The 13,296-nt window shown below is 47.3% G+C and carries 16 protein-coding genes; 6 read left to right on the forward strand and 10 right to left on the reverse strand.

All coding sequences use genetic code 11. The annotated features are described in order from the left end of the window. Positions 1-22: 22 nt before the first annotated feature. From P3C17_RS12815 to P3C17_RS12825, 3 genes are read right to left on the reverse strand one after another with little or no spacing between them, the layout of a single operon-like run. Positions 23-370 (reverse strand): AzlD domain-containing protein, encoded by a 348-nt coding sequence (locus P3C17_RS12815; protein ID WP_300929801.1) that lies wholly within the window; start codon positions 368-370, stop codon positions 23-25. After that, the gene (locus tag P3C17_RS12820) at positions 363-1,091 is read right to left on the reverse strand and encodes an AzlC family ABC transporter permease (protein WP_300929802.1); all 729 of its coding nucleotides are present in this window, start codon (positions 1,089-1,091) and stop codon (positions 363-365) included. Before P3C17_RS12820 ends, P3C17_RS12815 begins: the two co-directional genes overlap by 8 nt. Beyond that, complete coding sequence (locus tag P3C17_RS12825) at positions 1,088-1,618, reverse strand: XRE family transcriptional regulator (protein WP_300929803.1); 531 nt, start codon at positions 1,616-1,618, stop codon at positions 1,088-1,090. The genes P3C17_RS12820 and P3C17_RS12825 overlap by 4 nt, the downstream gene beginning before the upstream one ends. Before the next feature lie 278 nt (positions 1,619-1,896). Between P3C17_RS12825 and P3C17_RS12830 the strand changes: the two genes are divergently transcribed. Then, positions 1,897-2,757: a delta-class carbonic anhydrase gene (locus P3C17_RS12830; protein WP_300929804.1), complete on the forward strand. Its 861-nt coding sequence runs from the start codon at positions 1,897-1,899 to the stop codon at positions 2,755-2,757. A 260-nt stretch (positions 2,758-3,017) separates the two neighbouring features. Here P3C17_RS12830 and P3C17_RS12835 read toward each other — a convergent pair whose 3' ends face one another. From P3C17_RS12835 to P3C17_RS12850, 4 genes are all read right to left on the reverse strand, one after another. Further along, positions 3,018-3,383 carry a hypothetical protein gene (locus P3C17_RS12835; protein WP_300929805.1) on the reverse strand — a complete coding sequence of 122 codons (366 nt, stop codon included), beginning with the start codon at positions 3,381-3,383 and terminating at the stop codon, positions 3,018-3,020. Between the two features lie 58 nt (positions 3,384-3,441). After that, positions 3,442-4,581, reverse strand: coding sequence for an acetylhydrolase (locus P3C17_RS12840; protein WP_300929806.1), 1,140 nt, complete (start codon positions 4,579-4,581; stop codon positions 3,442-3,444). A 79-nt stretch (positions 4,582-4,660) separates the two neighbouring features. Continuing rightward, the gene (locus tag P3C17_RS12845) at positions 4,661-5,050 is read right to left on the reverse strand and encodes a hypothetical protein (protein WP_300929807.1); all 390 of its coding nucleotides are present in this window, start codon (positions 5,048-5,050) and stop codon (positions 4,661-4,663) included. Positions 5,051-5,098: 48 nt separating this feature from the next. After that, entirely contained in the window at positions 5,099-6,061 is a 963-nt protein-coding gene (locus P3C17_RS12850) for an SDR family oxidoreductase (protein ID WP_300929808.1), read from the reverse strand. Positions 6,062-6,165: 104 nt separating this feature from the next. Here P3C17_RS12850 and P3C17_RS12855 point away from each other — a divergent pair, with 104 nt between their 5' ends. Beyond that, positions 6,166-6,777: a TetR/AcrR family transcriptional regulator gene (locus tag P3C17_RS12855; protein ID WP_300929809.1), complete on the forward strand. Its 612-nt coding sequence runs from the start codon at positions 6,166-6,168 to the stop codon at positions 6,775-6,777. Between the two features lie 190 nt (positions 6,778-6,967). On the opposite strand, the gene P3C17_RS12860 is transcribed toward P3C17_RS12855, so the two are convergent. The 3 genes from P3C17_RS12860 to P3C17_RS12870 all read right to left on the reverse strand — a co-directional run bounded on the left by P3C17_RS12860 (position 6,968) and on the right by P3C17_RS12870 (position 9,179). Then, positions 6,968-7,738 carry an Atu4866 domain-containing protein gene (locus tag P3C17_RS12860; RefSeq protein ID WP_300929810.1) on the reverse strand — a complete coding sequence of 257 codons (771 nt, stop codon included), beginning with the start codon at positions 7,736-7,738 and terminating at the stop codon, positions 6,968-6,970. 438 nt (positions 7,739-8,176) lie between these two features. After that, positions 8,177-8,662, reverse strand: a complete 486-nt coding sequence (locus P3C17_RS12865; protein ID WP_300929811.1) for a hypothetical protein — start codon at positions 8,660-8,662, stop codon at positions 8,177-8,179. Positions 8,663-8,771: 109 nt separating this feature from the next. After that, positions 8,772-9,179 (reverse strand): hypothetical protein, encoded by a 408-nt coding sequence (locus P3C17_RS12870; RefSeq protein WP_300929812.1) that lies wholly within the window; start codon positions 9,177-9,179, stop codon positions 8,772-8,774. An 83-nt stretch (positions 9,180-9,262) separates the two neighbouring features. On the opposite strand from P3C17_RS12870, the gene P3C17_RS12875 reads away from it, so the two are divergent. From P3C17_RS12875 to P3C17_RS12890, 4 genes are all read left to right on the forward strand, one after another. Then, positions 9,263-10,255 (forward strand): DUF1852 domain-containing protein, encoded by a 993-nt coding sequence (locus P3C17_RS12875; RefSeq protein ID WP_300929813.1) that lies wholly within the window; start codon positions 9,263-9,265, stop codon positions 10,253-10,255. A 98-nt stretch (positions 10,256-10,353) separates the two neighbouring features. Then, positions 10,354-11,394, forward strand: coding sequence for a methionine synthase (locus P3C17_RS12880; protein WP_300929814.1), 1,041 nt, complete (start codon positions 10,354-10,356; stop codon positions 11,392-11,394). 460 nt (positions 11,395-11,854) lie between these two features. Continuing rightward, complete coding sequence (locus tag P3C17_RS12885; RefSeq protein ID WP_300929815.1) at positions 11,855-12,067, forward strand: hypothetical protein; 213 nt, start codon at positions 11,855-11,857, stop codon at positions 12,065-12,067. Further along, positions 12,064-13,293 carry an HlyD family efflux transporter periplasmic adaptor subunit gene (locus P3C17_RS12890; RefSeq protein ID WP_300929816.1) on the forward strand — a complete coding sequence of 410 codons (1,230 nt, stop codon included), beginning with the start codon at positions 12,064-12,066 and terminating at the stop codon, positions 13,291-13,293. Before P3C17_RS12885 ends, P3C17_RS12890 begins: the two co-directional genes overlap by 4 nt. Positions 13,294-13,296: the final 3 nt, after the last annotated feature.

Genomic DNA, 13,296 nt, shown 5'->3' on the forward strand with positions numbered 1-13,296 from the left:
AACCCGCCCCCTACAATTTAATTCAGCCTATCATCTTTAGCAAAACCACCACCACCCCATACACCAACACACCTATGCAGACAGGCCAGCCTAAAGAACGGGTTCGCCGCCAGACCAGTATAGTGCAAAGCCCACCTAAAAGAGTTGCCAGCCAGGAACTGATACCAGGGTGAGCAGGCGCCAGCGACACACCAAACATAGCGGCAATCATGGTTGGCGCCAGCACTGTCAGCCAGACTGGCATAGCCTCGTTGGTATTGCTGATACTGCGGCGCACCAAATGCCGCCGCATCCAAATTAAAGGTACGGCCCGCAGTAAAAAAGTGCCCACAGCACAGGCCAGCATTAACAACCAAACCGAGTTATCCATGGATTTCCCCCTCTGCTTTTAGTTTGGCCTGCAGCAGATAAAACAGTGACACACCGCATAAAGCCGCCAACGGAATGGCTGAATTGGTCATACCCATCAGCTTCAGCACCAAGGCAGCCACTATGCTGACGAGCATGGTTAAGGTCCACTGCACAGAGGTAAAGCGCGGTGCCAATAACACCAAAAACAGCGCAGGCAAAGCAAAAGGCATCACTTCGCCCAATAAAGGCCAGCGACTGGTAATTTCCGCTCCGGCAACGGCCCCTACTGCAGTACCAACAATCCAGCTTAACCAGGCAATCAAAGCGGCGCTGATGTACCAACCCATTCGATCTTTTTCTTCCAACTGCGGCAATCTTGTATGGGCCAACGCAAAAATCTGATCGGTTAAGCCATGCATCAGCACTGGCCACCAGCGGCTGTTTGATAAATAAGGCGCAATATTAGGCCCATACACCAGATGCCGGGCATTAATAAGCAATGTCATTACCAGCACCAGCCACAACGGTGCACCTGAAGCCACCATAGCAATAAACAAAAACTGCGAGGCACCCGCATAGATAAGGGCTGAAATAAGCACAGTTTCCAGCGCGCTAAAACCCGATTGCACAGCAATCAAACCAAAAGAAATCGCCACCGGAATATAACCACCGAGTAGCGGCAACGCATCACGGGCACCTTGCTGCCAAGGTGAGTTTTTTACTGTTTCAACAGAACTCATAGGGCCCCTCTGCTTTGCTGATACACAATGGTCAAAAGCGCTGTGGCCCAGCTTTCACCGGTGCGATATAAATGCGGCTGGTCGGCTGAAAAGCTGTGGCTTTGTCCGGCCACTAAAGTTTTGCTCTCGCCCTCAACGCCCACTTCAAGCTGGCCGCTGATCAAAGTTATAGATTCCACAGTGCCTATGGAGTGAGCCTCCGCTTTGCGTTCTGTAAAAGGTGCACAAGACATCCAGTAGGCATCAACTGGAGGATTGTCTTTGCCCTGATCAATCAGCCGCACCTGAACCCCACTCTCGCCCACTAAAGCACTGACAGGCGCTATCAGATTGCCAAAAGGCACCTGCAGCTGCAACGACAAGCGCCAGATGGTATCCAGCGTTGGATTGCCATTGCCCTGCTCCAGTCTGGAGAGGTTAGATTTCGCAATACCGGCATCTGCAGCCAACTGCGACAACGACAAACCGCGGGCTATTCGCAAACTTTGAATATGGCGCCCCAGCGTATCAAGAGTAGGTTTATCCATCACAGTTCCAAATCGTTCTTTATAAAGAACGTTCTATATAATGAACACTGTCTTGTCAATACCATTATCAATGGGTTTTGGCCTTTGAAGTCAGGCACAGTGCCAGCCCCCTGTATTTCCTCCAAATAAAGATGCGTCCAATCAGCGACAAATTCAGCCAGAAAAAGTAGCAAAACGGCAGGCTTCGTCTACAGTGTATCGGCTTGGCAAAGCACTCATATTACCCTGATATGTAGTGGCGCATTGAGCCTGGCAAAACCACTTACCAAGGACATGTTATGAAACTATCTTTTTTGTCTTGTCTGTTATTTTCCGCTGTTGTCTGTAGTGATCTTCACTCTGCTGAAGCGTCACATCATGCCGTCAGCGATGAAGTGATCGCTCAGCAGAATGCCAAACTAGCTGCAGCAACCAAAGGCAAAGGTTATGGCCCGCAATCCCCGCGCGATATCGATGCCAAAACCGGCAGTGATCGGCGCATATTTGCACTGGCACCGTCTTATGAACGTATGAACCTGTGCAATATTCATATGCACGTCAGCGCCGAACACAAAGGCGGAGAGTTCACTACTTATGCCGGTAATGGCGACGGCAAAGGTATGGGCTCGGGTTATAAATACAATGGCAAACTTAGCCAAGCCGAGTTAACGCCAGTAAAAGAACCAATCTGTGCTGGTGAGCATGGCAGCTTGCACTCAGGCGACACCATTGAAGTGCATTATGTGCATACCAGCGCTATGGCCACGCCGGGTGCTACCTTAAACTCCTGTATGAGCGAAGCCATTAAAAACCCGGAACTGCGGGTAGAGGCTCAGGTATTTGTGCTGGTAAACGACAGCAAAGCGCTGGATTTCACCAAACTGGCCGCAGTTGGCATGGACGACGACTACCATCAGGCGTTGAATATTCCAGATGATACAGGCGATCCAGTGGAGTATGCAGGTTCAACCACAGGCCCGGATTACAACGAAGTGGCTTCACCTTTTCAGGTCACCTGGGGCGTTCGTCCTAAAGTGGCCAAGGTGAATATTGCCACAGTGGGCGCCTGGTGTAAGGCCAACCCATTTAAAGAATCCGAAGCTCACGCTGTACGTAATCTGGTGACCAACCCGGATTTATTATCAAAAATTGATGACTGATCTCTGATCAAAGCTGTGGCCTGCTCCACTCTGGTCACAGCTTTATCTGTCGTTTTCCCCTAAAGCGCTTTTTACTTCTAACAGTGATCAAAGGTAATGATCCAGCGCCAGATAAGTACGCTGCATAATCTTCTCCACACAGAAATCCTGCTGCTTTACATCGAATTGCCACAACATCAGCGCACTGAGTAATTCGCTTTTTCTATCGGCATGCCGGGTTAATAAACAATGGCAGCTGTGACTTCTGGCGACGAGAACTGCTAGGGTCTGTGGGTCAAAAAAGCCGCCATAACCAGAGCACAAAAAATACCAGCGTTAAACTTTGGCTGCCAGTACTCCATAAATAGAAAAGTGATTGCTAGCCATCCCAATCCAGCAACAATTGCCAAAACTTGCACAAACCTTTCGTTCATCAGATCCATTGCTCGCCACGCTAAGAAAAGTCCAAGCAATCCGAAAACAATTTTTCCTAATGAAAAAGCGGAGTTGAGTCCGTAATACAAAGTCGTCTCTAAACCAGGGGCACGCGCACCACGCAGGTATTGGGAAGCAACGTCGACGATGAAATGAAGAATTCCTGTTAGGGTAAGCCAGCCATATGCGGTGTAGATGATGTATTTTTGCATGCTTTATTTGCCTTTAAATCCGGCATAACCCGCTTTTGCACCTGTGCAAAAGCTTAAGTTATGAAGTGGTTGTGGTTTGCGGTGAGACAACAGGTATTGCTTGCAGCTCCAGAATAGATCCCCAGCTCCTGTGCCACTGCGCGAGCGCCTTATCGTCTCCTTTGAATATCAAATCGAAATAGGCCAGGGTAAGGTCTGCAGTAGCAGTTTTCACTTTGGGGTTTAGTGATAACCCCCCGGTAAATGGACGATCAGTAAACATACTGTGGGACCCATCACGATAGACAACAAGCAACTTGTTCGGGCCTGAAATTGCATTAAAGAGCTTCAACCTATCCTCAGTATCAGAGTAATAACCAGGAATATTGATCTCATCGTCCGTAGAAGTAATGTGGATGGTAGGGACAGAGATATTGCTAAGTACTGCCTTCAGGTCTGTTTCACCATAAAACGGCGGCGCTGAAATAATAATCCCGGCCCGGAAACGGGCGTCCAGGCAGTCAATTGTTTTGCCCTCTCTTACCACTTGTGCGCCTACTTTTAGTAGTGCTGTATTTGCACCATACGAATGACCCGCTATGACGATGCGCTGATGATCAATGGCTGCGCTATAGTGGCCAGTCTCTGCAGAAAGCAACTGATCAAGTGCAAAACTGACATCTGTGGTGCGGGCGAGCGCCTCATCCTCTTGAGCGGCCCCTTGTAATCGGTCAATCAGACCCAATGGATTACCTTTCCAAAGTTCCGCGTCGCTACCCACATGCTGGACATGAAGACTGGCAACACCATGTGTCGACCAATGCTTTCCAAGATAACTATATCCTTGCCGCCCACCCCCCATGCCGTGTGAAAACACCACTAATGGCATAGCCGTTTTATAGGCAGTTGCCGTCGGCCAATAAAGGCGCGCAGGAACCGGACGTGAACGCGCTGGATCGATCCAATTAAAATCGATCACTTGATAGCTCTGTTCATTGGGCTGGACTATGTCACTTGAGTGACATGCAGCTAGTGGGGCAAGGAGTAACATCAGGCATAATTGCCTGCGTTTCTGGTTTACTTCCATATCTGCTGGCGAAGTTTTGACTGGAGTCAGGTCGCAATCAACGCCTTGATGCCCGGGATCTATAGATAAATGCTTTAGTTGGCGGCTTAAAGAATCAAGTTGCTCTTTCTTGTGGCCTAATAAATTTTGCATGCATATGCCTCAAACAAGATGAGAAAGTTGTCCACCGCATCTATCCCGATCACCGAAGAATCTCTTCGGATCAGAACAATCAAGGAGCACAACCACGTTGAGTCTGTTGCTCCGCAAGCAGGCTCATTCGCCTGTCTGCTTCACTAGAAGCGGAGGCAGCTTGACCATAACGAGCGGCCACGATAACTGGCATAATCACATGCCAGGAATCACTTTTCGCTTGCTCTGCTACATCTTTTGTCTGTTTTGCTTCCTCTGTTTGCTGAACTAATTCTGCACAACTTAAAGCTCCAAACTGCGATTCTTCCACAGTACTTTCCGGGATCTGCGCACAGGCAAAAAGAAGCGTCGAGACCATAAGCAAACCAGCCAACCGCATGGCTAATATTAACTTAATCTTCTTCAAACCTTTGATAACATTAAAAAAGATAAAACCTTTTTTCACCAACACGCTCATTTTTGTGTTCATTCATTGCCTCAATACTTGAAAGTAAAATTTTAGAAATATCGTGATACGCTACTGAAAAAAAGGTAGCCCGGCACTCATTGACTTTGGTTGTAAATTACCTGGATAAACTATGTCAGTAAGTATTTCCGACTCAGTCCAGAGCCTTGCACATGCACTCTCATCAAGGCTTTGCGGGGGAAATTTTGCTGAGGCGGGGTTTCCCCTGAGCTCACTTAGTTTGTCAGGGCCGTAATAGGCCCCCCCATTTGCCTGTGCAGAAGTTGCGGCAAATAATGTGGGTAAAGCACCTTGAGGAGCTGGCTGAAATAGAAACCAAAGGAAGCGACGAGCCATGCCTTGAGAGCTCCAGGGACCGGCACTGTTAATCAGCAAGTCAGTACGGGAAATACCGGGATGAGAGGCGATACTCTGGATTCCCCAGTGAGCTGCATCACTTTGTCGCTGAAGCTCGCGAGCGAACATCAGGCAGGCAAGTTTTGATTGACTGTAGGCCGACATTGGCTTGTAGTCCTTCTGCGATTGCAGATCGCCAAAATTGATTGCCCCGCTTCGTGCCGCAATACTGGAAACCGTCACTACACGCGGCTGATTTCCTTTACGCAACAGCGGTAAAAGCCCCGCCGTCAAAGCAAAATGGCCAAGGTAATTGGTACCGAATTGCAGCTCAAATCCATCTGCAGTTGCTTGCCACTTGGGAGGCGTCATCACTGCTGCATTATTGACCAGAAGGTCGATACTGCTGTGTGAAGCCTGAATCTGTTGGACGAATGCATCAATAGAGGCCAAACTGGCAAGGTCTAATGTCATGTATGCCACATTCGCATTTGCGACAGTTTTGCTGATCTGGTTGAGTGCAGCCATCCCCTTTAACTGATTTCGACCTGCAATAATTACATTGGCGCCGGCTTTAGCCAGTGCCATTGCAGTTTGGAGTCCGAGGCCGCCAGTACCTGTAACCACGGCTGTGCGACCATGTTGAGATGGGATGTCAAAAGCAGTCCAATGGGTCATAATACTTGCCTTAAAATGGTGAGATAGTTACAATTAGTGCACATTAAACTGCACTCAGTGCAAACATTAATGCATCGGATGCGTTAATGCAATAGGTTTTTTAAATGTCAGAAATTCATACTCTATTTGTGTCACCAGCGTCAGAAGGTGTACGTGAACGCAAACGTCGTGAAACACGTCAACGTATTGCTGAAGTTGCACTGCGTTTGTTTCTTACTCAGGGTTACGACGGTACGACCTTGGATGTGATCGCTGAAGAGGCAGGTATTTCACGCCGTACTTTCTTTTCTTACTTCAAATCGAAAGACGATATTATCTTGTTTGGGGTAGAAGCTGATTGGGCTAGCATGCTTGGTGATTTGCTAAAAACATCGCCGGATATAGCCCCAATAAATGCAATTCGCGATCTGATGGTCAGGCGAATTGAACGTCATACCACAGAACAGATGCAAGCCATCGACAACCTGATGCTCTCAAGCGAATCACTGCTTGCTCGTAAGCAGTCGCTCTATATAAAACAGGAGCAATTGTTGTTCAACGCACTGTGTGAAGTATGGCGACAGCCTGAACGCCGCCCGGCTTTGCGTATGTTAGCAATGATGTCTATCGGGGCGATGAGGATTGCACTTCAAGCATGGAGAGAAAGCTCTGATCCGAACAAAACAGTGAGCAGTTTTATACTGGATGCATTCAACTGTGTCAGAACTGAGCTTTAATTTTAATAGTTCATCGCGATATGACGGAGTCATCTGATAATTGCTGACTGGTTAGTGCTGATCAGAACTCGCTCACAGATCCTTTAGTTGTTGTATGTCGGTAAGATCCACACAAATGACGATGTGTTAAGGCTTAAAGGTTAAAGTGTCCCGGGCGCATTGGTCCCGGGATGCTTCTGCTACTGCCGGGCTACTGACTGCGGCGAAAGATCATGCCGCCGTGATGTAAGGTGTTTTGATCGACAAACACACCGTCAGCGGTAAAGCCTGTGTCGTCCCAATAATCAATCTGGTTGCCTTTGACTTGGTAGCGCCCCTGATAAGCACTTTTTTTGTTACCACGGGCCTCGTCATAGCGGCCATTGGCAAGCAGCTCCTGACGGATCCTGCCATCGGCTGTGACCCACATGCCCAGATAAGGGTGTTGTGCACTCATTGGTTTATCTCCTTTTTCAACAAAAGATTTTGCAAGCGGAATACGATTAATTACATTGTCGTATTGAGTTAAATCGAGAAAAGCTATCACTTCAGTGGCACGCAGCCCCTGCATCCGGAAAATCCAGACAAAGCTGTTGTTATAGGGCTTACCGTCAACGGCAACAGCTGATCCGTCCCAATACACAACCACATCATTGCCATCAGCCCAGATGTCATTCACCTTGGGTTTGACGAAGGAAGAAAGACGGTCCGCGAATGGCGCAACGGCCTGCTCAATAAACACAGCGCGGCCTTTGTAAGTGCCTGCAGCCGGGCTGGTGCCTTTAATAGTCCACACCACATCCTCTGCCAGCACATCCTGAAAAAATGTGCTGCCACCAGCGGCCCACTTGGCAAATGCCTGAGTAATAAAGGCTTTGTTTTTCTCTGCAACGGCCTTATCCGAACTGGCCTGCGCAAAAAAACTGGTCATTATGGCTAAAACTAACAGCATGCTGCTAAACAAGCGGCTTGGTACTGTCATAGTGATTTCTCCTGTTGCTCATTAGTGCTACAGACCAGCTGTGTTCTGGTCTGTTTTTGTTCAGCACTACTCTGGCTCAGGCAGAATCAATGGCGATAGAAAGATCCTCCAGAATTCTTGCATTATTGTCCGGTGGATAGTCGCAGTTACGAAGAAACAGTTTTTCAGCCGTAGGAGGAAATTTGATGATGGATGGGTAGCGGATAAATTTGGTGACCTCTTTATCCCGCTATTTCGGAATTAGTTTTCCATCTTTATTTACTGCTTTTAGCTGGAAAATACTGTCATGAAATCTGACATAGCTGACTTGATTTACTAGAGATGCAGGCTGGCACAGCCTTTAAGCAGCAAAAATACAGGAAACCAATAGCCCCATAGATTCAAAAATGTATTAAGCACAAATAAATCGAACTCCGTAAAACTCTGTTGTGATCATGTCTAACCAACTTTCCTAGAACACTCAGTCAATGAGCCTTTAGGTTGGTTTTTCATAATGAATTTCGACTCGTTAATTTCCACTATTTCGACGACATCGATAATCTCAGGTAACTCCAAGGGGTTTGCATCCTCTGACGTTTGTTGTGAGGAATTGCTGCTTTGTTCATGCATTGTGATATTTCCGGTGGTTGTTAACTGGTTCCCATCTAGCGCCCAAGTACCAGTGGCAGTGGCTAAATATTTAGTAGCTGCCTTCTCACCAGGAAGTTGAATCTTAATTTTCGCAACCGAATTGAACCTCCCGTTACTGGTATAAGTGTCCTCACTACGACCCGATGCACTCATGCCGGTTATATCTGTAGTGAAATCACATACCCAGGTTCCGGGTAGATAGAGTTCGATAGTTTGTTGCTCGACCTGCAACATTTGCGCTAGTACAACAAAGGGGGTGAATGACAAAAGGAAGATAAAAGTACTAATTTTCATAAACATCCATATCTATCATCAAGTTATAACATTGAAGTGAAAGCAACCAGATACCAAGCTATCAATTAAAACTAAGGTTATCAACTTTACTGGCCCGCTTCAGTTTCAATTAGCCCGGCACCGCTAAAGGATTATCTTTACCTAAGCTTTCGGCCCATGCCTGCACAGCTTGGTGATCGATCACCAGCCCAGCATCTACATCTGCCAAAGCTTCACGAGTTAAGCGTTCCCGCTCTTCTCCCTGTTCCAGCCAAGCAGATAAAGTTTGTGTCACGGTAATACTCCTGAAGTAAAACAATTCAGTACTAACCTTACTGACAAAAACTCTTTCCATCAAGGTCTCGCCCGCTTCTGACACTAGTACAAAGCATGAACGCAGCCTCTTGAGTGCGCCCCCTAAACAGGCAATCACATCCTCTAAAACCCCAACATGAAGATCCTTCATACAGCAGATGAAATAAAACCATTTTTCTTCATCCAGCCATCCGCGTATAACAGACACATAGGATTTAGACATCCAGACTTCTTAATGGATATTTGAGCCGCGCAGAGTAAAAACCACTGTGAAACGGCTGACAGGCAAATAGGATACCAAGTACTATGAACAACTTCAGATTTAGCATTAAAAGTATTGGTTTTGATGAGAATTATCAGCCGACAGACAATACCCGTATCACCACTAACTTTGCCAATTTAGCTCGCGGTGAGCGCCGTCAGCAGAATCTGCGCAACACCTTAGCCATGATCAACAACCGTTTTAATAGTCTGGTGTGTTGGGATAACCCAAACTCAGATCGTTATTCGCTGCAGCTGGATATTATTTCTGTGGCTATTCAGATAGAAGACACCAGCGAGAGCAATGACCATCACTTCCCGGCCATTGAAGTATTAAAAACCACCATTATTGACAGCAAAACCAACCAGCGCATTGAAGGCATTGTTGGCAATAACTTTTCCTCCTATGTGCGGGATTATGATTTCAGCCTGGTGCTGCCGGAACATAACAAAAACCAGCCTAGCTTCAGCATTCCGGATCAGTTTGGTGATCTGCATGGCAAACTCTTTCAATACTTTGTCAATTCAGAGGTTTACCAGCACCACTTTACCAAGCCACCTGTGATTTGCCTGAGTGTGTCCGATAACAAAACCTATCAGCGCACCAGCAATCAACACCCGGTTTTAGGGGTTGAATACCAGCCAAATGAAACCTCTTTAACCGAACAGTACTTCAAAAAAATGGGCTTAGAGGTTCGCTACTTTATGCCTGCTGGCAGCGCCGCGCCTTTGGCTTTTTACTTCTTTGGCGACTTGCTGAACGACTACAGCAACCTGGAGCTGGCCAGCACCATCAGCACCATGGAAACCTTTCAACGCATTTACCGGCCTGAAATTTACAACGCCCATGCCGCCGCCGGAGAGCGTTATCAGCCCAATTTAAAAAACCGCGATCACGCCCTGACAGACATAGTCTACGACAGAGAAGAGCGCAGCAGATTAGCGGTGGAACAAGGCAAGTTTGCGCACGAACACTTTATCAAGCCGCACCAGGCGCTGTTAAGCCGTGTGCTTGAACAGAGCCAAGCGCAGCGTTAAAGAAAGCCCTGCGTTAAAAATAGCGCAGCGCTAAACCTCGCAGGTATTAAGGGCATTAGCCCACACAGCATTTAATTTAACGAACGAGCAAAATATTAATGAAAAAATTACTCCCCACTTCAACGGCCGGCAGCTTACCTAAACCTTCATGGCTGGCCCAACCTGAAACCTTATGGTCGCCGTGGAAATTGCAGGATCAGGAATTAACAGACGGCAAACAGGACGCTTTACGTTTGTCTTTGCATGAACAAGAGCTGGCTGGCATTGATATCGTCAGTGACGGCGAACAATCACGCCAACACTTTGTCACTACCTTTATCGAGCATCTGGACGGCGTTGATTTTCAAAAACGCGAAACAGTGCGTATCCGCAACCGCTACGATGCCAGCGTGCCTACAGTGGTCGGCCCGGTCAGCAGGCAAAAACCGGTCTTTGTTGAAGATGCCAAATTTTTACGCCAGCAAACCAACCAACGCATTAAATGGGCGCTGCCAGGCCCTATGACTATGATTGATACATTGCACGACGCACATTACAAAAGCCGCGAAAAACTAGCCTTTGAGTTTGCCAAAATTCTGAATCAGGAAGCCAAAGAACTGGTTGAAGCCGGTGTGGATATTATCCAGTTTGATGAGCCAGCCTTTAATGTGTTTTTTGATGAAGTAAACGACTGGGGTATTGCCGCTTTGGAACAAGCCGCCGACGGCCTGAAACAGCTGCAGTGCGAAACTGCAGTGCATATTTGTTATGGCTATGGCATTAAAGCCAATACCGACTGGAAACAAACGCTAGGTTCAGAGTGGCGACAATATGAGGCTGTGTTTCCTAAGCTGCAAAAATCCAACATTGATATCATCTCGCTGGAATGTCACAACTCCCGTGTTCCAATGGAGCTTTTAGAACTTATTCGCGGCAAAAAAGTGATGGTCGGCGCTATTGATGTCGCCAGCCACAATATTGAAACACCAGAGGAAGTAGCAGCGACTTTGCGCCAGGCGCTGCAGTTTGTCGACGCGCACCACCTCTACCCATGCACCAACTGCGGCATGGCCCCGTTACCCCGCCATATAGCTCGAGGCAAACTGAATGCATTAACAGCAGGGGCCGAGATAGTGCGTCGGGAACTGGCGGCGAGCTAATGATTGGTTGAATGCGACAGTGAGGGGTAATCTTTTGACTCCCCCTCACCTTGCGCTGGTCGTGAAAGCCTGTAGGATCAAAGTTCCGGTTAATCAGCGCCGAAGTTTCAGCAGAAATAGGGGCAGCAGCATCACTCAATGTAGACTCTGCTTGTTGTTGGAGAGACTGATTAAGTAATCGAATCGCCGCATCATTGTTACTTTTAGTAGAAGACCAGCTCAGTATCGTAAGCCATCACACTACAAAAATAATCAATACCGCCATACCCGCACTTAATTTAAAACCTAATGAATCAACTTGCATCATTGATCTCGCCCCCAGAAATTTTACCACCGCCAGCTTTATGGCCACTATGCGATTTTAGGGGATGTTTGCAATAACATACCTATACTTAAGGATAGTTACGAAGCTATAGCGCTTGGTCTAACATTTTCTATGTTAATTAAGAGGAATAGCCTAATGAGCAAAGATTACACTGATGCAGGTGTGTTCAATGAATCTCCATTTCTGCACGGCCAATGCCATTTAGACAAGCCAACACATTTCCTCACCAAAACACTGAATGAAAGCATGGGTGATACAGGGTTCCCCAAGCATCATCAAATGCATAAGTTTGATAACGCCGCTTTTAATTTGCTATATCCTGATCAACTCCCACAGGTTCTGGTATGAAAAACAATCTCAGTACACTGATATACAGCGCAATTGGGCTACTATCAGCCCTGCTGCTTATCAGCGGCTGGACTATAGGTTTTGCTGGCGGTTTGTATTACATCAGTGCTGCCAGCGTTAGCGTTGCTACAGTACAAAGCGGTGATTTTACTCAACGAGTCACAGGTTATGGCAGCCTGCAATCGCAAAATCAACGTTTGCTTACTGCCAGCAGTATGGCAACAGTCGATGAAATTAAGCTTCGGCCCGGCGCTGTCGTCGAGCAGGACAGTATTATTCTGACGTTAAAAAACCCCTCCCTTGAAGTAGCTGCACAGCAGGCACTGGCTAATTTACACAATAAACGCAGCAATAGTCGTCGGCTGGCGCTAGAGCAACAGCGTGAAATTTTAGAGCAGACATCACAACTGGCTGAACTGAGGTCCGAAGCAGAGTTAGCCAGATTGCAGGTTGAAGCCGAAGCACCGCTGGCAACTGCTGGTATTATCTCAGGCATGGATGCACGTCGCAGCCGAGCCCGCGCCGAACAGCTCGCCGAGCGTTATCAGTTAGAGCAACAAAAACTGGCTACCCTACAGGAAGTACATCAACAATATTTGCTGATACAGCAGGAAGATGTTCAACAAGCTGAAGCCGAACTAAATAATGCCACTTATCAGCTACAGCAGTTAGTTGTTAAAGCTGGTTTGAAGGGTGTTCTGCAGCGATTACCTGTAAGTCTAGGACAAAGCGTTAACATTGGGGATGAGTTAGCTCTGGTTGGAAGTCTGTCTCCTTTAGTTGCAGAAGTGAAAGTACCACAAATGCAGGTGCGTATGCTGCAAGTGGGCGCTATCGCTGAAGTGGACAGTCGCCACGGCATTGTTACGGGACAGGTGGTACGTATTGATCCTGTCGTTGCCGATGGCGCTGTGCAGGTAGATATTTTATTGCCAGAGCAATTAAGCAGCGATATCCGCCCCATGCAGATGGTGGATGCACGGATCCATGGTCAAAACCGTGGCCAAATAAGCTTTGTCGACCGCCCTGCAGGTATTGCCGAAGATGCGCAAGTAGACCTGTTTAAACTGGATGCGAATCAACTAGGAACAAGAGTACCAGTTCAATTTGGCAAAGCCTCTGGTCAGCAAATAGAAGTGGTCTCAGGGCTGAAGCCAGGTGATCGTATTATTGTTAGCGACTTGCAACTTGATAGCAGCGTGACGCAACTGAAACTGACTCAGTAAGGA

This window comes from Rheinheimera sp. 1928-s (assembly GCF_029269265.1).
Lineage (GTDB): Bacteria > Pseudomonadota > Gammaproteobacteria > Enterobacterales > Alteromonadaceae > Pararheinheimera.